19 protein-coding genes and 1 tRNA gene are annotated in these 17,899 nt (G+C 36.0%); 12 read left to right on the top strand and 8 right to left on the bottom strand.

Translation table 11 applies throughout. The features are described 5' to 3' along the window. Nucleotides 1–2: 2 nt before the first annotated feature. The 7 genes from EHC72_RS00315 to EHC72_RS00345 all read left to right on the top strand — a co-directional run bounded on the left by EHC72_RS00315 (nucleotide 3) and on the right by EHC72_RS00345 (nucleotide 10,028). Nucleotides 3–1,763: a RagB/SusD family nutrient uptake outer membrane protein gene (locus EHC72_RS00315; protein WP_131535433.1), complete on the top strand. Its 1,761-nt coding sequence runs from the start codon at nucleotides 3–5 to the stop codon at nucleotides 1,761–1,763. 92 nt (nucleotides 1,764–1,855) lie between these two features. Then, nucleotides 1,856–3,793, top strand: coding sequence for a heparinase II/III domain-containing protein (locus EHC72_RS00320; RefSeq protein ID WP_131535434.1), 1,938 nt, complete (start codon nucleotides 1,856–1,858; stop codon nucleotides 3,791–3,793). 146 nt (nucleotides 3,794–3,939) lie between these two features. Then, a complete protein-coding gene (locus EHC72_RS00325) occupies nucleotides 3,940–5,451 on the top strand; it encodes an alpha-L-fucosidase (RefSeq protein WP_131535435.1) in 1,512 nt (503 codons plus the stop codon). Nucleotides 5,452–5,470: 19 nt separating this feature from the next. After that, on the top strand, nucleotides 5,471–6,661 hold the full coding sequence (locus EHC72_RS00330; RefSeq protein WP_131535436.1) for a glycoside hydrolase family 88 protein: 1,191 nt from the start codon (nucleotides 5,471–5,473) through the stop codon (nucleotides 6,659–6,661). Nucleotides 6,662–6,688: 27 nt separating this feature from the next. Beyond that, entirely contained in the window at nucleotides 6,689–7,924 is a 1,236-nt protein-coding gene (locus EHC72_RS00335) for a DUF2264 domain-containing protein (RefSeq protein WP_131535437.1), read from the top strand. A gap of 476 nt (nucleotides 7,925–8,400) precedes the next feature. Beyond that, nucleotides 8,401–9,240, top strand: a complete 840-nt coding sequence (kduI, locus tag EHC72_RS00340; RefSeq protein ID WP_131535438.1) for a 5-dehydro-4-deoxy-D-glucuronate isomerase — start codon at nucleotides 8,401–8,403, stop codon at nucleotides 9,238–9,240. 20 nt (nucleotides 9,241–9,260) lie between these two features. After that, on the top strand, nucleotides 9,261–10,028 hold the full coding sequence (locus tag EHC72_RS00345; RefSeq protein ID WP_131535439.1) for an SDR family NAD(P)-dependent oxidoreductase: 768 nt from the start codon (nucleotides 9,261–9,263) through the stop codon (nucleotides 10,026–10,028). Between the two features lie 64 nt (nucleotides 10,029–10,092). On the opposite strand, the gene EHC72_RS00350 is transcribed toward EHC72_RS00345, so the two are convergent. From EHC72_RS00350 to EHC72_RS00360, 3 genes are read right to left on the bottom strand one after another with little or no spacing between them, the layout of a single operon-like run. After that, on the bottom strand, nucleotides 10,093–10,719 hold the full coding sequence (locus tag EHC72_RS00350; RefSeq protein WP_131535440.1) for a carbonic anhydrase: 627 nt from the start codon (nucleotides 10,717–10,719) through the stop codon (nucleotides 10,093–10,095). A gap of 49 nt (nucleotides 10,720–10,768) precedes the next feature. Next, complete coding sequence (locus EHC72_RS00355) at nucleotides 10,769–11,278, bottom strand: flavodoxin family protein (RefSeq protein ID WP_131535442.1); 510 nt, start codon at nucleotides 11,276–11,278, stop codon at nucleotides 10,769–10,771. A 47-nt stretch (nucleotides 11,279–11,325) separates the two neighbouring features. After that, entirely contained in the window at nucleotides 11,326–11,901 is a 576-nt protein-coding gene (locus EHC72_RS00360) for a Crp/Fnr family transcriptional regulator (RefSeq protein ID WP_131535443.1), read from the bottom strand. Between the two features lie 121 nt (nucleotides 11,902–12,022). Here EHC72_RS00360 and EHC72_RS00365 point away from each other — a divergent pair, with 121 nt between their 5' ends. From EHC72_RS00365 to EHC72_RS00380, 4 genes are all read left to right on the top strand, one after another. Then, entirely contained in the window at nucleotides 12,023–12,718 is a 696-nt protein-coding gene (locus tag EHC72_RS00365; protein WP_131535444.1) for an HAD family hydrolase, read from the top strand. After that, nucleotides 12,715–13,362: a chloramphenicol acetyltransferase gene (locus EHC72_RS00370; RefSeq protein ID WP_131535445.1), complete on the top strand. Its 648-nt coding sequence runs from the start codon at nucleotides 12,715–12,717 to the stop codon at nucleotides 13,360–13,362. Before EHC72_RS00365 ends, EHC72_RS00370 begins: the two co-directional genes overlap by 4 nt. 302 nt (nucleotides 13,363–13,664) lie before the next feature. Continuing rightward, a tRNA-Ala gene (locus tag EHC72_RS00375) sits at nucleotides 13,665–13,738 on the top strand. A 102-nt stretch (nucleotides 13,739–13,840) separates the two neighbouring features. Next, nucleotides 13,841–15,136, top strand: coding sequence for a tyrosine-type recombinase/integrase (locus EHC72_RS00380; RefSeq protein ID WP_131535446.1), 1,296 nt, complete (start codon nucleotides 13,841–13,843; stop codon nucleotides 15,134–15,136). Between the two features lie 147 nt (nucleotides 15,137–15,283). On the opposite strand, the gene EHC72_RS00385 is transcribed toward EHC72_RS00380, so the two are convergent. From EHC72_RS00385 to EHC72_RS00395, 3 genes are read right to left on the bottom strand one after another with little or no spacing between them, the layout of a single operon-like run. After that, nucleotides 15,284–15,934: a hypothetical protein gene (locus tag EHC72_RS00385; protein ID WP_131535447.1), complete on the bottom strand. Its 651-nt coding sequence runs from the start codon at nucleotides 15,932–15,934 to the stop codon at nucleotides 15,284–15,286. Beyond that, nucleotides 15,931–16,239 carry a hypothetical protein gene (locus tag EHC72_RS00390; protein WP_131535448.1) on the bottom strand — a complete coding sequence of 103 codons (309 nt, stop codon included), beginning with the start codon at nucleotides 16,237–16,239 and terminating at the stop codon, nucleotides 15,931–15,933. The genes EHC72_RS00385 and EHC72_RS00390 overlap by 4 nt, the downstream gene beginning before the upstream one ends. Nucleotides 16,240–16,255: 16 nt before the next feature. Next, complete coding sequence (locus EHC72_RS00395; RefSeq protein ID WP_131535449.1) at nucleotides 16,256–16,810, bottom strand: TIGR02594 family protein; 555 nt, start codon at nucleotides 16,808–16,810, stop codon at nucleotides 16,256–16,258. A 121-nt stretch (nucleotides 16,811–16,931) separates the two neighbouring features. Between EHC72_RS00395 and EHC72_RS00400 the strand changes: the two genes are divergently transcribed. Beyond that, on the top strand, nucleotides 16,932–17,219 hold the full coding sequence (locus EHC72_RS00400; RefSeq protein WP_131535450.1) for a hypothetical protein: 288 nt from the start codon (nucleotides 16,932–16,934) through the stop codon (nucleotides 17,217–17,219). A 58-nt stretch (nucleotides 17,220–17,277) separates the two neighbouring features. On the opposite strand, the gene EHC72_RS00405 is transcribed toward EHC72_RS00400, so the two are convergent. Both EHC72_RS00405 and EHC72_RS00410 read right to left on the bottom strand, forming a co-directional pair. Further along, complete coding sequence (locus EHC72_RS00405; protein WP_131535451.1) at nucleotides 17,278–17,547, bottom strand: hypothetical protein; 270 nt, start codon at nucleotides 17,545–17,547, stop codon at nucleotides 17,278–17,280. 7 nt (nucleotides 17,548–17,554) lie between these two features. Continuing rightward, nucleotides 17,555–17,893 (bottom strand): hypothetical protein, encoded by a 339-nt coding sequence (locus EHC72_RS00410; protein ID WP_131535452.1) that lies wholly within the window; start codon nucleotides 17,891–17,893, stop codon nucleotides 17,555–17,557. Between the last annotated feature and the right edge of the window lie 6 nt (nucleotides 17,894–17,899).

Genomic DNA, 17,899 nt, shown 5'->3' on the forward strand with positions numbered 1-17,899 from the left:
AGATGAAAAAGACTTTAATTATAATATTCACAATTGCTGTACTTACAGGTTGTAAAAAAGATTTATTAAATACTACACCGCCATCGCAAATTGCATCTGAAACGATGTGGACCAGTGATAATTTAACCGATCAGGGGATGACCGGGGTTTATGCTACCCTAAGATATGGTATGGCTACAGGAGGGGCTTCTGGTTTAGAACTTTATCAAATGGATTGTTTAGGTTTTACAGGGCAAACTTCGGGTGCAGAATCCTTACTTGCCGGAACAATAACCACTAGTAATTCCTACTTCAGTTCGCATTGGCAAAACCTTTACGAAGGGATTCAACGTGCAAATGATGCATTGAAAAATATTCCTGCAAAATCACCTTCGGTACCAGAGAAAAAAGCCAGATACATTGCTGAGGCTAAATTTTTAAGAGCTTATTTCTATTTACGATTGAACCAGTTGTATAAAGGTGTACCAATTTATTTGGAACCTTTTACTGCAGATCAAGCTACAAAAGGTCGTTCAAGCGAAGCTGAAGTTTGGAGCCAGGTTATCAGTGATCTAACCGCTGCTATTGCCGAGCCAAATCTTCCTGATCGCTACACCAGTGGAAACGGAAATTATGGTCACGCAACTAAAGGTGCTGCTTATGCATTACGCGGTAAAGCTTATATGTATACGCAGAAATGGGATTTAGCCGCTGCCGATTTTCAAAAAGTTAAAGATGCTGGTTACGGCCTATTTGCAAATTACAGCGCACTTTTTAAAACTGCTAATGAGCAATCTAATGAAATGATTTTCTCTATTCAAAATATTGGCGTTACCGGATTTGGCTCAACAACACAGTTTTATTGTGGTACACGCTCTTCATTTGGCTCTTGCTGGAACACTTATCACGTATCGCCAAACCTGGTTGATCTTTATGAAAATGCTGATGGATCTAAATTTAACTGGGATGCCGTTTTACCAGGATATTCGGCACTTTCTGTAGCAGAGCGAGAGGTTTACTTTTTAAGAAATAACCTAACAGCAGCAGAAATTACAGCGGCAACCACTAGAGGTGCAAAAATGAGCCTGTATTTGCCAACAGGAAACGAAGCTCGAATTGCACAAGCTTATGCTAATCGCGATCCGCGTTTAGCTGCAAATGTAATTACACCTTATTCTACTTATGTTGGTGTATTTAACGGTGCCAATGCAATAGTAACTTCAAGATGGCCATACCGTTCTGAAGCAGCAACAAACGGCGATTTACGTACCGATACGCAAAGCTTATTTTATTATTTATACCGTAAATATGTTTATGAAGGTACAACAGAAACCCCTGCCAGAGATTACGGCCCAACCGATTTTGTATTAATTAGATATGCAGATGTGTTACTAATGTGGGCAGAAGCTTTAAACGAACAAGGGTTAACATCTGATGCAATGGCAAAGGTTAACGAAGTTAGAGCAAGAGCTGGTGCAGCATTATTGCAAGATGCAAATAGTTCATTGCCAACATTTGTATCTGGTCAGGTAGATTTAAGAGAACGCATCCGTAATGAAAGAAGAGTGGAATTTCCAAATGAAGGCATCAACTTCTTCGACGAAATGAGATGGAAAAGCTGGAAAGACAAAGTTTTTTATGCTGGTAACGGGGTAAAACAAATTTGGGGTAAAGTGGTGTACGCTTATTCATTTAAAGGCGATTATTTATACAACTGGCCAGTACCAGCGGTAGAAATAGAAAGAAATCCAAACTTGGTGCAAACACCAGGCTGGGTAAATTAAAATTTAGTTTAGTTGGTAAAGGTAAGCCACCATTGGTGGCTACCTTTTATTAAATTTAAAGATTTATTAAGAAAATCTTTTTAACCAAAATTATGCTTAAAAATAAAATTATTCCCCTGTATTGCCTGTTGCTGGCCTTTTCTATAATTACTAAGGCTCAAACTACTGTAAAAAGAAACTGGCTATTTAATGCTCATCAACAGGCATACCCGAAAGGAAATGCGCTGCCTGCGCTTACAAGCTGGCAAGAACAGCAACAAGCAGAAAGCATAAAAGCCATTGCCACTTTGCCAGATAGTTTAAAACAAAAACTCATTCGCAATGCAGAAAATGCCAATAATTACAAGTGGCCATCGTTGCCCGCATCTTTATATTTAGATTATAAATTAACAGGTACAAGGGTAAATTATGAAAATTTGCAAGGCGAACGCAGAAAAATGCTTTCGCAATTGGTTATTGGTGAACTGGTTGATAATAAAGGAAAATACATTCCACAAATTGTAAATGGTTTGTGGCTGGTGCTCGAAGAAAGTACCTGGGTGGCACCTGCGCATATTGTTGTACAAAAGGAAGGCGCTGATTTAGCCAATATTGAAAACCCGTATATTGATTTAAATGCTTCCCGAACTGCCCTAACGGTTGCCAGTATTTATAGCGTACTTGCTCCAAAATTTGCAACTTATTCTAAAGTTGTAAACAGTCGTATTTTGTATGAATTAAACCGCCGCATATTCGATCCGTATTTAAAGTATGATTATTTCTGGTGGATGGGTTTTAAAGGTAATTCGGTTAATAACTGGAACACTTATGTAAATGCTAATAGTTTGCAAGCGGCTTTATTAGTGCTTAAACCTGGCAGTAAATTAGATAGTTTAACGTCTAAACTGCTAAGAAGTACCGATAATTTCATCAATCAATATCCTGAAGATGGCGGTTGTGATGAAGGTCCTTCTTACTGGGACATGGCCGGGGGCAGATTAATTAGATTAATGCTCATTTTAAATCAATCATCAGGCGGTAAACTAGACTGGAGTGATAAAGAACTTTTGCATCGCATTGGTGCCTACACCTATAAAATGCAAATTGCAGGAAACTATAACGTAAACTTTGCCGATGCAAACGCCATTTACACTCAAAACCCTGAAAGTGTTTATGAATACGGTTTAATGTTTAAGGATAAAACCCTAAAAGATTATGCTTCCTTTTTATTTAAGGAACGTAAAAACCAAATTCCAACAGATGATGTAAGCGATTTTTTGGCGAGTGCTGATATTTATAATGATCTAAAAAGTTTGCCTTCAAATGCACCTTATCCGCAATATTCTGTACTGCCAGATTTGCAAGTGTTTAATGCAAGATTAAAAGCTGGAGATACCAAAGGATTGTTTTTTGCCGCAAAAGGTGGCAACAATGCCGAAAGCCATAACCATAATGATATTGGTAATTTTATAGTTTATGCAAGTGGTAAACCCGCTTTAATTGATGCAGGAGTAGGCACTTACACTGCAAAAACCTTTAGTAGCAAACGCTACGAATTATGGAATGTACAATCGCAATGGCATAATTGCCCTACAATAAATGGTGTAAACCAACAAGATGGGAAAGCGTTTGCCGCAAGTGATTTTAAATACAGCAATTCAAATTCTATGGCTTCTGTTTCAATGGATATTGCCAAGGCTTATCCTGCGGCAGCCGAAGTTAAAAAATGGAATAGAAGTATCGTATTAAACAGAGCTAAAAATGAAATTAATTTAGTTGATGATTTTACCCTTAATGCCTATAAAGCGCCAACTGAATTAAATTTTCTTACACCTTATAAAGCTGAACTATCAAAGGGCAAGTTAATACTTAAAGAAGCAGGAATATCTATCAGTTTTGATGCTTCTAATTTTGAAGTAAACATTGATGAAAAGCCAATGGACGATGCCAGAATTATTAAAATTTGGGGCGAAAAACTATATAGAATCCGTTTAATCTCAAAAAACAAAAATACTATAGGTACTTACAAAATCCAGATTCAGGAGAACTAAAACTAGAAAATTTACAGCCAAAAAAAATACATGATACCTAATACTCATTTTTTTTATACTGATATAGCTAATTGGATTGCCGAAAAACCTGAACTTAATAAACACAGTTTAAACTATTTTGCCTTTGAATTTAAAAAGCTAACCAAATGAAAAAGAGTTTAATAGCGAGTATCCTGATTTTAGCCTCGACACAGATAAATGCGCAGCAAAAAAGTTTTGTAAAAATAAATGCAACAGATAAACCCCAAGATGTAATTAATAAAGCAGCCAATATAACGCCATCAGCAAGGCAACTGCGCTGGCAGCAACTGGAACTTACCGCATTTTTCCATTTTGGCATTAACACATTTACCAATAAAGAATGGGGTGATGGAACAGAAGATATTTCAAAATTTAATCCTGAGCAACTTAATGCCGATCAATGGATCAAAACAGTTAAAAATGCCGGCTTTAAACAGGTAATTATTACAGCCAAACACCATGATGGTTTTTGCTTATGGCCATCAAAATATACAGAACACAGCATTAAAAATACGCCCTACAAAAATGGTAAGGGCGATATTGTAAAAGAAGTTGCCGCGGCTTGTCGAAAATATAATATTGGCTTTGGAGTATACCTTTCTCCTTGGGATAGAAACAACGCATCTTACGGAACTGAAGCTTATAATGACTATTTCGTAAATCAGTTAACAGAATTGCTTAGTGAATACGGAAAAGTAGATGAAGTTTGGTTTGATGGCGCTAATGGCGAGGGGCCAAATGGTAAAAAACAAGTTTATGACTTCGATCGCTGGTACAGTTTAATCCGTAAGCTACAGCCACAAGCGGTAATTGCTGTACAAGGACCAGATGTGCGTTGGGTGGGCACTGAAACAGGTGTTGGTAGAGAAACCGAATGGAGTGTTTTGCCAGTTGGCGAATTAAGTCAGGAAAAAATTGCCTCTACCTCCCAAAAGGATGTAAACGTTATTCCTGGTGTTTTAGGAAGCTATAAAGATCAGGATAGGGGTAGCAGACCCCAATTAGCAAATGCAGCGGGTTTAGTTTGGTACCCTGCCGAAACGGATGTAAGTATAAGACCGGGTTGGTTTTATCACAGTGCAGAAGATGGTAAAGTTAAAACGCCAAAGCAACTGATGGATATTTATTTTACTTCGGTGGGGAGAAACGGTGTTTTATTGCTAAATATTCCGCCCAATACCAATGGCTTAATTGCAGATGCTGATGTGAAAAATCTGTTAGGGTTTGCCGAGCTTATGAAAAAAACTTTCGGTAATAACCTGGCAAAAAATGCTAAAATAACATCATCTAATGTTAAAGGCGCAAATAACCTTTTTGATGGTAAAATGGAAACATTTGCAACTACTACCGGAAAAGATACCACAGCAGTAATCCAATTCGAATTAACCAAAACTCAAACCTTCGATATTATAACTTTACAGGAAAATATAGCTGTAGGCCAAAGAATTGAAAAATTTTCTGCCGAATATTTGGACGGGGAAATTTGGAAAACTTTTGCTGTTGGAACCACAGTAGGCTATAAACGATTAATCAGTTTTAAACAAATTACAACAAATAAAATAAGGTTTAACATTCAGTCATCACGGCTAAACCCAACATTGGCTGAGTTTGGAATTTATAAACAGTCAACGCCTTAAAAAACACGAATACACATACATGAAAAAAGTAAATTTAATTGCCGTACTCATTGCATTAAGCAGTATCACATCATTTGCACAAAAAGCTGCACCTCACAAAAAAATGGCCCAGCTAATTAGTGAAGAATTTAAGTTTGCCTCAGACCAATATAAAGTATTGAGCAAAAATATTCCGGAAGGGAAAACACCTCAAAGTTTTGAAAAAGGTAAGCCCATAAATTATGATATTAAATGGTGGTGCAGTGGTTTTTATTCTGGCAGTTTGTGGTACATTTATGAGCAAACACAAGATAAAGCAATTAAAAGTGAAGCAGAAAAAGCACTGAAAGTAATTGAGCCAAATCAAACGTATACAGGCAACCATGATTTAGGTTTTATGATGTACTGCAGCTTTGGTAACGCTTATCGCTTAACAGGAAAGCCTGAATATAAAGCTGTTATACAGCGTTCGGCAGAATCTTTAGCAACCAGATATCGCCCATCAATTAAATCTATTCAATCGTGGAATAAAAGTAAATATTGGGATTGTCCTGTAATTATTGATAATATGATGAATTTGGAAATGATGAACTGGGTAAGTGATAACGGAGGAGATTCTAAATATAAAGAAATCGCTATAGCGCACTCTAATACTACCTTAAAAAATCATTTCCGCCCTGATTTTAGCTCCTTTCATGTTATTGATTATGATTTAACAACAGGAAGTGTAAAAAGAAAAGCCACTTGGCAAGGTGCTGCAGATTGCTCTGCATGGGCCCGTGGACAAGGTTGGGCATTATACGGTTTTACCATGATGTATCGCTTTACAAAAGATGAAGCTTATTTAAAACAGGCAAAAGGTATTGCACATTTCATTTTAAACCATCCAAACTTACCAGAAGATAAAATTCCCTTTTGGGATTTCGACGCCCAAGGTATTCCTTACGCCAAACGTGATGCATCCGCAGGAGCATTAATTGCATCAGCTTTGCTAGAATTGGGTCAATATAGTAGTGCAGATGAAAAAGCCGAATTTAAATCAGCCGCTGAAACAATGATTTATTCATTATCTAGTGATGCATACAGAGCCAAATTGGGCGAAAACGGTGGTTTTTTATTAATGCACAGCACAGGTGCATTGCCTTTAAATAGTGAAATTGATGTGCCTTTAATTTATGCTGATTATTATTATCTGGAAGCATTGGCTCGATATAAAAAATGGTATTTGTAATTTAAACCTCGCCTTAATAGCTGCAACATGAAAGTAATCTATAAAATCTTATCAGTTTTAATACTGTGCTTCGCAATATTACAAACCAACGCCCAAACTAAAAAAGCTGCAACCGGACAGCAAGATCGTTCTTTTTGGGCCAAAACTTTGTACCGAATTTCCTATCCTGTTATCCATAATTTGGCTAATGGAACACTTAAGCAAAATATGCCAAAAGAAATAGGGCCGCAATATTATTTGAATCTCGAAAAGGTAACTTATCTAGAAGCTTTAGGACGCACTATTGCTGGTGTTGCACCATGGCTTGCGTTACCTGATGACAATACAGAAGAAGGGAAAATGCGTAAACAGTTGCGTACAGAATTGTTAAAAGGATTGGCAAACTCGGTTGATCCATCCAATCCCGATTATATGAATTACAGAACCGAGCAACAACCAATTGTTGATGCCGCTTATGTGGCACATGCATTTTTACGTGCCCCAAAAGCACTTTGGGAACCGTTAGACGAAACTACTAAAAAACGCTTTATTGAAGAATTTAAAGCTTTACGTACCCGCACAGGCGCATACAACAACTGGTTATTATTCTCTGGCTTAACAGAAGGTTTTTTACTAAGCATTGGCGAACAATACGATCCTGCCCGTGTTCAGTTTTCAATTAATAAAATGAAAGAATGGTACGTTGGCGATAGCTGGTATAGTGATGGTGCTTTGTTTAGTATGGATTATTACAATTCTTACGTAATCCACCCAATGTTAGTTGATTTGCTGAAAGTTTTGGTCGATAAAAAGAAAGCCCCACAAGCCGATTATGATTTAGCTTTAAAACGAATGGTACGCTACTCTGAATATTTAGAGCGCTTAATCTCTCCGGAGGGCACTTATCCTGCCTATGGTAGATCAATAACTTATAGAACTGCCGCTTTTCAGGCTTTAGCCCAAACGGCATTAATGGAAAAACTGCCAGATTATGTTTTGCCAGCACAAGTTAGGGCAGGTTTAACAAAAGTGATGCACAATATGTATGATGGTAATCAGAATTTTGATGATAAAGGCTGGCTTGTACTCGGTTTTAATGGTCATCAACCAATGATTGCCGATCAATATACCTCAACAGGAAGTTTGTATATGGCTACCTTAGGTTTTCTTACACTAGGGCTTCCAGCCGATAATAAATTTTGGACAGATGCTGCGGCACCGTGGACAAGCCTTAAAGCCTGGACTGGTGAACCAGTAAAAAAAGATTATAAAGTTGAGTATTAGTTCTGATTATAAGATAGTCTAAAAAAAATAATCGTCATTCTGAACTTGTTTCAGAATCTATCTTAAAAGACCCTGAACTAAATTAAGGGTAACGGAGTAAAATATTTAGTGAAATTTAAATAGTTTCTTAGTTCTGATTATAAGATTGTCTAAAAAAATGATCGTCCTTCTGAACTTGTTTCAGAATCTATCTTAAAAGACCCTGAACTAAATTCAGGGTGACGGAGTAAAATATTTAGTGAAATTTAAATAGTTTCTTAGTTCTAATTATAAGATTGTATAAAAAAATGATCGTCCTTCTGAACTTGTTTCAGAATCTATCTTAAAAGACCCTGAACTAAACTCAGGGTGACAGAGTAAAATATTTAGTGAAATTTAAATAGTTTCTTAGTTCTAATTATAAGATTGTATAAATATATTTGTGACTAAGATCGTTTACCTAACCACGATCTTAGTCACATCTCAAATTTTAATCAATGAATAAATTCGAAAGCCGTTACGCTCAAAGTCCTAAAGAAGTTAAACAAATGGATACCGCCGCTTTGCGGGATAATTTTTTAATCGACAATGTATTTGAAGCCAATCAGGTAAATTTAACTTTATCACATTTTGATCGGTATATTGTTGGTGGAGCAATGCCAGTAGGTCAAAAAATAGATCTTCCAAACCCCGATGATTTAAAGGCAAACTTCTTTTTAGAACGTCGTGAGTTAGGAATGATTAACGTTGGAGGAAAAGCAATTGTAACAGCTGATGGCGAACGTTTCGAATTGGAATATAAAGAAGCCCTGTATATTGGAAAAGGAACTAAAGAGGTTTCTTTTGAATCAGCAGATCAAAGCCAGCCCGCAAAATTATATTTAAACTCTGCACCAGCACATCATACTTATCCAACAAAAAAGGTAAGTAAAGCCGAGGCTGAAATTGTAGAATTAGGATCGCCAGAAACAGCAAATCATAGAATAATTAACAAACTTTTAGTAAACAGTGTACTGCCAACTTGCCAATTGCAAATGGGTATGACTGAGCTAAAATCTGGCAGCGTTTGGAATACAATGCCTGCCCATACGCACGATAGAAGAATGGAGGCTTATTTCTATTTCGAAGTGCCTGAAGGACAAAGTGTTTGTCATTTTATGGGGCAACCGCAAGAAACCCGTCATATTTGGATGCAGAACGATGAAGCTGTAATTTCTCCAAACTGGTCTATTCATTCAGGAGCTGGAACTAGCAATTACACTTTTATTTGGGGTATGGCTGGAGAAAATTTAGATTACGGCGATATGGATCATTGCAAAATTACCGAATTAAAGTAACCTAATTTAACCCAACAAAAATGTCATTAAATATATTTGAATTAAAGGGTAAAATTGCCCTTGTAACAGGTTGCAAGCGTGGTATTGGCATGGCTATGGCCATTGCTTTAGCCGAAGCAGGTGCTGATGTAATTGGTGTTTCTGCAAGCCTTGAATTAGAAGGTAGCGCAATTGAAAAAGAAGTAATCGCGTTAGGTAGAAAATTTTATGCCTATAAATGTGATTTTAGTAAACGCGATGCCATAAACGATTTTATTAATCAAGTAAAAACAGATCATCCCGTAATTGATATTTTAGTAAATAACGCAGGTACGATTTTACGTAAACCCATTGCTGAGCACCCTGATGAATATTGGGATGAAGTAATTGCTGTAAACCAAACTGCACCATTTATTTTAACAAGAGAAATTGGTAAGGAAATGGTTGCCCGTGGTAGTGGAAAAGTGATTTTTACAGCGTCATTACTATCTTTTCAAGGCGGAATTACCGTTCCAGGATATGCAGCGAGTAAAGGTGCTATAGCTTCTTTAACCAAAGCATTTGCCAACGAATGGGCATCAAAAGGGGTAAACGTAAATGCAATTGCCCCAGGTTATATCGCTACTGATAATACTTCAGCCCTGCGTGAGGATGAAGATAGAAGTGCTTCTATTTTATCTCGCATTCCTGCAGCGAGATGGGGAACACCCGAAGATTTTAAAGGCCCAACAGTTTTCCTGGCATCAAAAGCAGGAGATTATGTACACGGTACCATTTTAACAGTTGATGGCGGCTGGATGGGCAGATAATATTTAGTAAGTAACCAGTATTTTTCAGTTTATTATACAAACTGAAAACTACTGGTTATAAACTTTAGTAAAGCTTATAAATCTCTGTAATATCTTTTAAAATCCTTTCAAAATCAATCTTCAGGTCAATTAATCTGCCAGTATGGATGTCGAAAACCCACCCATGCACGGTTAATCCACGCTTTATAACTGCTTCCTGTACTGCTGCAGTTTTTAGCAAGTTTACACATTGCTCCTGCACATTCAGTTCAACTAATCTATTATAACGCAAATCTTCGTTTTCAATCGCATTTAATTCATCCTTATGCAGGCGATATACGTCACGAATATTTCTTAACCATGGGTTTAAAATGCCCATATCCGCAGGTTGCATAGCTGCTTTAACCCCACCGCAGTTGTAATGCCCGCAAACCACAATATGGTTTACCTTTAAATGGCGCACGGCATAATTTAATACCGTCATTACGCTTAAATCAACATTGTTAACTAAATTGGCAATATTACGATGTACAAAAGCTTGCCCGGGTTGTATGCCCATTAAATCTTCTGCCGTAACCCGGCTATCAGAGCAGCCAATATATAAAAACTCAGGACTTTGGCCCTTTGCCAAATTATTAAAATAATCAGGATCTATAGCTAGCTTTTCTGCGATCCACTTTTCATTATTTTTAAATACCTCTGCTACATTCATTTGTTTAAACCATTAAATTATAAGAAAATTAACGAAAGAATTAGATGCTCTATTCTTTTATAAAACTAAAAAAAGATTTCCTGATATCCGCAAATTCTTCTTCAGGAATAGAGATTTCTGAATTAAAATAAACATGTCCCATAAAAACCATTTCCATATAGTTTGTCGTCATATAAAATGGAGTGGTAAAGCCATCAGGCAGTGTCCCATCAGTGCCCACTGCAATTACTTGTACTGTTTTACCCTTTAAGTTTCTACCAACTTCTTTGTTTAACGTAACCCAATCTGTTAATCTATCGAAAAAAGTTTTCATCCTTCCACTCATGGCATACCAGTAAACGGGCGTGGCAAATACAATGTGTTTGTGGTATAAAATTTCTTTGGCAAAAGTGTCAAAACAATCTTCCGTAGGATATTGATTATCGTAATTATAGGGAAGAAAGTAATGTTCAATAAGGTTAATTTGAGCATGTTCGATACCTTCCATCAATCTACTTACAAACCTTTGCGTATCGCCATTTAATCGGGCACTTCCATTAATAATTAAAATCTCGGCCATTTTACTTTTTAAGTATAACAATTATGCCGTCTGAAAGTTGTTTTACTTTAAGTAGTTTTTTGCTTCAATTGTTTTAAAAGCCTGTTAAAACTTCTGGTGGATATACCAAGATATGCTGCCATATCCTCTTTAGAAATGGTAATATGTTCGTCTGTTTGCAATTTTAGCAATTTATCTAATCCATATTCCAAAGTATATAATTGCTGAAACGAAGCCCGTGTGCTGGTTTGTATAATTCTGGTAGATAACTCTTGAAGCAAAATGTTATTAAACTCTGTATTTTCTTTAACCAGCTTAAGGAAAAAGTAATCCGGAATGGCATAAACGGTAACATCACTAATGGCTTCTACATTGCAAAGGCAATTTATTTTCTTTAGGGCTTCCAACTCTCCAACAACTTCGCCCTTGCCCAAAAATTCGATAATAAAATCTTTACCATTCTCTTCAGAAATAAAACATTTTGTTATCCCATCCTTAACAATATAAATATTTTTAATGGTATCGCCCTGCTCAATAAACCTAGTTCCTTTGGTAAAAGATTTAAGTCTGATATTTTTTTTCTGATCCGTTTCGGTATAAAAACGTTCAATAAACGATAAGAAAGTAAGGTTGGTGCGTAACATATTTCGGTACAGGACAATTGTCCTTTATCACGGATTTTAATTGATTTACTTTTGTCGCAGTAAAAGTAAACATAAGCATGAGATCATCATAATATGAATACTCATTAAGAAATAAATACCTATGAAAAACAAGATTACCGTAATTGCTTTTGATGCAGACGATACACTTTGGGTAAACGAACCTTATTTTCGTGAAACCGAAGCGAAATTTGCTGGTCTTTTGGAAGATTATTTGCCTCATCATACGGTAACAGCAGAATTATATAAGACTGAGATTGCCAATTTGCCATTATACGGTTACGGGATTAAAGGTTTTATGTTGAGCATGATTGAAACTGTTTTAAGGATAACAGAAGGAACGGTAAACCCATTAATTATTAGCAAGGCGATAGAGTTGGGGCAAGAGATGCTAAACAAACCTGTAGAATTGCTGGATGGGGTAGAAGATGTTTTAAAAGCGTTATTTGGTCGATATAAATTAGTGGTAGCCACAAAAGGAGATTTACTAGATCAGGAAAGAAAGCTTAAAAAATCGGGTTTGGATCACTATTTCCACCACATAGAAATAATGAGCGACAAACAAGAGAAAGACTATCTAAAATTACTTAAACACTTGGATTGCCCTCCAGAAGAGTTTTTAATGCTCGGAAACTCCTTAAAATCTGATGTTTTACCTGTTTTGGCTATTGGTGGTCATGCCGCACATATTCCATACCACACTACATGGGTACACGAGCATATCGATCACTCGATTGAGCATGATAATTTTTACCAGATGGATAGCTTGGCAGATGTTTTACCAAAATTAATTGTATGAGAAATAAAATAGATATAGAAACCTGGATTAGAAAAGATCACTTTAATTTTTTTAACACTTTCGAAGAACCTTTCTTTGGGATTACAGTAGATATAGATTGTACTTTTACGTACCATGAAGCTAAAAAACTGGGTGTTTCATTTTTCTTACTTTACTTGTATAAATCTTTAGAAGCCGCTAATAAAATAGAGCCCTTTAGATATAGAATTATAGATAACGAAGTTTGGAGTTATGATGCAATACACGCCTCGGCAACTATTAGCAGGCCCAATGGAACTTTTGGCTTCAGTTATATTGATTTTCACTCTGATTTTTCTGAATTTAAAATCGGCGCATTAGCTGAAATTAAAAAAGTAGAAAATAGTACAGGATTAGTTTTGGGTTCATCCGGACAAAATGTAATCCATTATTCGGCTTTGCCATGGTTAGATTTTAAGTCAATGTCTCACGCCCGAAAGTTTTCCATTCCAGATAGTTGCCCTAAAATTTCATTTGGAAAGGTTAGAAATGAGGGAGATAAAAAAATAATGACAGTTTCTATTCACGTAAATCATGCCCTAATGGATGGGATTCATGTAAGTCAGTTTGTAGATTGTTATCAGCAGTTACTAAATGAAAGCATAAAGCAATTAATACCGGGCTAATATTCTGTTAATAAATAGGCCTTAATTTAGGTACATGCTTATAGCAGTATTTATCATTCCTATTTATATTCTTGGTTTTATTGCAATGTTTTCCATGGAATCTCTATGTAAAGCATCGCTTTTTCTACTGCTAATAACGGTTGCAACTTTTATTTTGTACCTTTTTATAGCTTATCCATTTGAGTCTGCACTGTTTGTAGGCAGCCTGATGCTAATGTCTACTTTGAAGGTTAAAGAGTAAAAAAACAAGTTTCACTTTAATTTGCAAACAACAAACTAATTGCTATTTTTGCCAACCACAAGGGGGATTAGCTCATTTGGCTAGAGCGCTTCGCTGGCAGTGAAGAGGTGATCGGTTCGAATCCGATATTCTCCACCCTTAAAGGCCGATTTATTCATTTAGATCGGCCTTTTTTATTTCAATTCTACAAGCATTTTTGTATATTTCAACACAAATGTTTTACAAAAGTTTTTCAAAATGCCCACCTTCAAAGCAATCGTATTAGAACATCATAAAAAAAAGGATAACACCTGGAACGTTAAGATCAGGCTAACCCACAAAAGATTGGTGCGGTATATCGACTCACCAATTTTTTTGGTTAAGGCACAGTTGAATAGAAAATTTGAAATCAAGGATGACTACATCATTGATTTATTAAATGAAACTCTAAAAAATTATAGGGACGAAGTCTCTAAACTTGGTATGTCAGCATTTTCCATGACTGCCGATGAGCTAAAAGTATTTCTTGAGAAAAAATTCGAGTCTAAGCAAGAGGTGGATGGACAAAAGGTCAACTTTATCAAATTTGCCCGGGAATACATTGATAAGATTAAAAAAGAGGGTAGGGATTCAAAGGCGATGACTTATAATGCCATCATTAATTCCATTGAAGATTATTTCAAAAGGAGCGATGTTGATATTGCCGAGATTAATTACAAGTTTTTGTTAGGTTGGGAGGCATTTCTTAAAACGGAGAGGAAAATGATTCGGAAAAACCAACATGGCATATTAAGAGAAATCACCAGAGCGGCCGCAACTGATTCAGGCGTCTTCCATTACATGAAGGAATTACGTACCATCTTTAATGAAGCAATAAAGAACTTCAATGATGAAGATACTGGTGAAATTTTGATTAAACATTACCCTTTCAGAAAATATAAAATAGGCAATGCTCCTAAAACAAAAAAGCGTAATCTCACAAAAGAAGAGATAAATGCCATAATCGATGTTGATACTTCATCCGAGAAAAAAGGTAGTTTGCTGGAATTAGGAAAGGATGTTGGTCTATTATGTTTTTATCTAATCGGTATGAATACAACAGACCTATTTCACATCGATAAGTATGAGAATGGTAGATTATCCTATAACAGAAGAAAAACTAGAGGGGAGAGGGCAGATGATGCCTATATTTCGATAAAGGTTGAACCAGAAGCAGAAGCTATCCTCAATAAATATAGAGATGAAGATAATAGAAGGGTTTTTTCATTTCATTTAAGATATTCTGATGAGCGGAATTTCAACAAAGGTGTTAACGATGGTTTGAAACAAGTCGCAAAGAGAGCTGAGATCGATAAAGAAGTTACTTCAGTTTTTCTAAGACATACCTGGGCTACGATTGCAAGGAATAAATGCAATATCGATAAAGATATTATTGGTAAGGCACTCAACCATGTGGATGCTATAGGAACAATAACAGATGTCTATATCGAAACAGACTGGTCCATAATTGACGAGGCAAACAGAAAGGTTTTAGATTTTATAAATGAAAAGTAAAGCCCGACCAGCAAGTCGGGCTTAATTGTGATTAACTTTGGTCAGCAAAACCAAATATCACAACAACAGGCCAAAAATAGGAAATTTTAACAATAAAAAACCGATTATCTTTCGATAACCGGTCCAACAATAAAACAAACAAACATCCTATTTTCTAAATCCTAACCAAAGGAAAAAACCAATTACCGCCCCAATTCCTATCCATATAAAAAAGTCTGGACGAGTTTCCTTAAATTTCTCAAACTTGCTTTCCTGTATTTTAACTTCCTTCAATGATGCTTCAACGCTATCCTTGATCTCATTCTTGAGATTTACTTTATGTTTTGTGGTATCAACCTTTTCAAGCTGATTACTATTGGTTCGCTTGATCTGCATTTCTGTAAATGGCATATCTGAAGATCCTTTTGTTCCGCTCACTCTAATAGTTGCCTCACCAGTTTTGTCATTTTTAAAAACAGTGATACTAACTTGCTTATTTGAGATATCAACAAGCTTAAAAGCGGTATCACCCTTCGAGCTATTTTCATCCAATCTAAACTTTGCAGTCAATTCCAAAGGAATTGAAGAAAGAGCGTGCTGCTTTATGTTAATTTCTTCAGTACTGAAAGCATTTGATCTATCATATTTGAATGAATTCAAGACTGAAGAACTATCAACCTTTAATGAGCTGACTTTGATGTCATTTTTGAATGAAGTAGTTTCAAGTTTGCTTTCTTTCGTTTTGTGCTTTAGTATCCGGCATCCATTGCTTGGCGCAATGAGCACGATGATTGCTAAAACAATAAATACCTTTTTCATTTCTTTATGGATTTAATGATAATTGTACTCTTCTTGGTAGAATCTATCTTAAACAAGCTCTTGAGTTCCTGATATGAATTATCAGATCTGCTTACAATAACTCCCTGTAAACTGTCCTTTTCACGTCTTTCTTTAATTATTATCAGATCTCTAACCTCAATCTGTTTTTGATAATAGGATTTATCCTGATCTCTTAGTTCCCTGCTTTCGGTTAAACTTGCTCTGCTTTGAATGGCGATATATGATGCTAGGCTTGAAACTGCGGCAAATAGCCACGTAAGTGTTTTTTGAGTTGTAGTTGCCATTCTTATTAATCATTGTTTAAGCTTCTGACGTTTTAGCTGGCGTACCATCTAAATTTTTATAATAGTGTTTTTTAACTCCTAATGGTTGGACGGTGAAAGGTGCACGTCTTACATCTGTAATTTCAGATTTAGAAATCCATGTACAGCACCAACTATTTGATTGATTTCCTCCATAACAGCGAAAATGGGTTGAATTTTCTCCAACAATATAGGTGACATGTCCGCCTCCATTTCTTTCTTTAATGGCAGTGTCTCCAACGCATGCATCCTTTATTTCAACTTTTTTACCCCAAGTCCTCCACCACAAAGCCGAAAGTAAATTTGGGGCGGGCAATTTCAACCAACCAGTTCTGAACGCACAAATACCTTTTGCTAGGCCACACCAAGGCACCTCATCATTTGGGTACCAGCCAGATACGCCAAGTTGTTTTGCCCAGCTCATGATATCCACGTTGTTTTCTTTACCCTTGATTTCCATCAAACCATTATGCCTGATCGCTTCCTGTAATTCTTTCGGAAGATTTGGCTCAGTGTTTAACCAAGCATCAATACCTGTAAATAACTTTCCCATAAGTCAAAGTTAGGCAAAAACATAACCAAAAGATATGTTTTGCTAATGACGTTATCAAATGCAAATAGGAATTATTTTCAAATACATAATTTTAGCGTTAGTAGTTAATAAATAGCTAACAATGAGAAAGATTTCATTAATATTTTTGTGCCTTACGGTTTTTATCTCCTGTAAAAAAACGGATAAACCATCTTTAATTGGAACATGGGTATCGATTGATCAAACGACACAGTTTACTATAAAAGATGTAAATGGTAAGGGGGATATTGATAGTTTTAAATTAGAAGGTGATCAATTAACATGGAAGCTAAACGACCTTAAAACGGTTTACAAAGTGGTTAGTATTCAACCAGCATCTTTAACCTTGAAGGAAAATGAAAGGATAATTTACTTTTCACGCATGTATTAAACAAGCATTAAATAACATTTAAGCCCCGTTAAACATTTATTTAACGGGGCTTTTTGTTTTAAGCAGCTGGAGTAAAGTCAGCTAGGATAGCCGCTATTTCCGTATTAATTGAGACCATTACCTGGTTATCCATTTCAGCACCGTTAAACGTTACCGAAAGTATAGTTCCATGTTTTGAAACGGAAAGGTTTGCTGTTCCCTTTGTTCCATTAACCTTAATTTCTAAAGGCAAAGCGTCATTTTCACTTTCGTACTCATAATTTAAATTCCATCCGTTTACCACATCATTATCGTAATGTTTGGTAACTGTTTTAGTGTTCTTTCTCATTTTATATTTATTTATCTGTTAATTCCATTATTTTCTTGCAGGTAGGTAAATTATCAAAATCGACCATTTTAATTTCATCTAAAGCCATTGCAGCGAGTTGAAGAAAATCTATTTGCAAAGGCGTTAGATTTAATTCAATGTCACCTCCTGGTTTTACATCAAACATAATTTGTCCTGGTTGATCACCGTCACGAAAATTATATTCAATAACTTCTTTTTGGGTAATTACTGTTTGTTGTCTTAAATCATCCATCTGTATCATTTCGATGTAGCTGCCTTTAGTGGGCATTAAAGGCATTAATGTACCCTGTATTATTAATCTATCTTTGAATGTTGCTTTCATCATAATTTA

Origin of the sequence: Pedobacter nototheniae (genome assembly GCF_004335085.1) — a bacterium.
GTDB lineage: Bacteria > Bacteroidota > Bacteroidia > Sphingobacteriales > Sphingobacteriaceae > Pedobacter > Pedobacter nototheniae.

What these genes read in the sequence shown, in the direction of transcription:
- EHC72_RS00350 (WP_131535440.1), bottom strand. Translation starts at nt 10,719, where the DNA reads ATGAATGTAGCAGAGGTATTTAAAAATAATGAAAAGTGGATCGCAGAA.
- EHC72_RS00335 (WP_131535437.1), top strand. Translation starts at nt 6,689, where the DNA reads ATGAAAGTAATCTATAAAATCTTATCAGTTTTAATACTGTGCTTCGCA.
- EHC72_RS00380 (WP_131535446.1), top strand. Translation starts at nt 13,841, where the DNA reads ATGCCCACCTTCAAAGCAATCGTATTAGAACATCATAAAAAAAAGGAT.
- EHC72_RS00385 (WP_131535447.1), bottom strand. Translation starts at nt 15,934, where the DNA reads ATGAAAAAGGTATTTATTGTTTTAGCAATCATCGTGCTCATTGCGCCA.
- EHC72_RS00345 (WP_131535439.1), top strand. Translation starts at nt 9,261, where the DNA reads ATGTCATTAAATATATTTGAATTAAAGGGTAAAATTGCCCTTGTAACA.
- EHC72_RS00390 (WP_131535448.1), bottom strand. Translation starts at nt 16,239, where the DNA reads ATGGCAACTACAACTCAAAAAACACTTACGTGGCTATTTGCCGCAGTT.
- EHC72_RS00320 (WP_131535434.1), top strand. Translation starts at nt 1,856, where the DNA reads ATGCTTAAAAATAAAATTATTCCCCTGTATTGCCTGTTGCTGGCCTTT.
- kduI (WP_131535438.1), top strand. Translation starts at nt 8,401, where the DNA reads ATGAATAAATTCGAAAGCCGTTACGCTCAAAGTCCTAAAGAAGTTAAA.
- EHC72_RS00395 (WP_131535449.1), bottom strand. Translation starts at nt 16,810, where the DNA reads ATGGGAAAGTTATTTACAGGTATTGATGCTTGGTTAAACACTGAGCCA.
- EHC72_RS00365 (WP_131535444.1), top strand. Translation starts at nt 12,023, where the DNA reads ATGAAAAACAAGATTACCGTAATTGCTTTTGATGCAGACGATACACTT.
- EHC72_RS00330 (WP_131535436.1), top strand. Translation starts at nt 5,471, where the DNA reads ATGAAAAAAGTAAATTTAATTGCCGTACTCATTGCATTAAGCAGTATC.
- EHC72_RS00360 (WP_131535443.1), bottom strand. Translation starts at nt 11,901, where the DNA reads ATGTTACGCACCAACCTTACTTTCTTATCGTTTATTGAACGTTTTTAT.
- EHC72_RS00410 (WP_131535452.1), bottom strand. Translation starts at nt 17,893, where the DNA reads ATGATGAAAGCAACATTCAAAGATAGATTAATAATACAGGGTACATTA.
- EHC72_RS00355 (WP_131535442.1), bottom strand. Translation starts at nt 11,278, where the DNA reads ATGGCCGAGATTTTAATTATTAATGGAAGTGCCCGATTAAATGGCGAT.
- EHC72_RS00370 (WP_131535445.1), top strand. Translation starts at nt 12,715, where the DNA reads ATGAGAAATAAAATAGATATAGAAACCTGGATTAGAAAAGATCACTTT.
- EHC72_RS00325 (WP_131535435.1), top strand. Translation starts at nt 3,940, where the DNA reads ATGAAAAAGAGTTTAATAGCGAGTATCCTGATTTTAGCCTCGACACAG.
- EHC72_RS00405 (WP_131535451.1), bottom strand. Translation starts at nt 17,547, where the DNA reads ATGAGAAAGAACACTAAAACAGTTACCAAACATTACGATAATGATGTG.
- EHC72_RS00315 (WP_131535433.1), top strand. Translation starts at nt 3, where the DNA reads ATGAAAAAGACTTTAATTATAATATTCACAATTGCTGTACTTACAGGT.
- EHC72_RS00400 (WP_131535450.1), top strand. Translation starts at nt 16,932, where the DNA reads ATGAGAAAGATTTCATTAATATTTTTGTGCCTTACGGTTTTTATCTCC.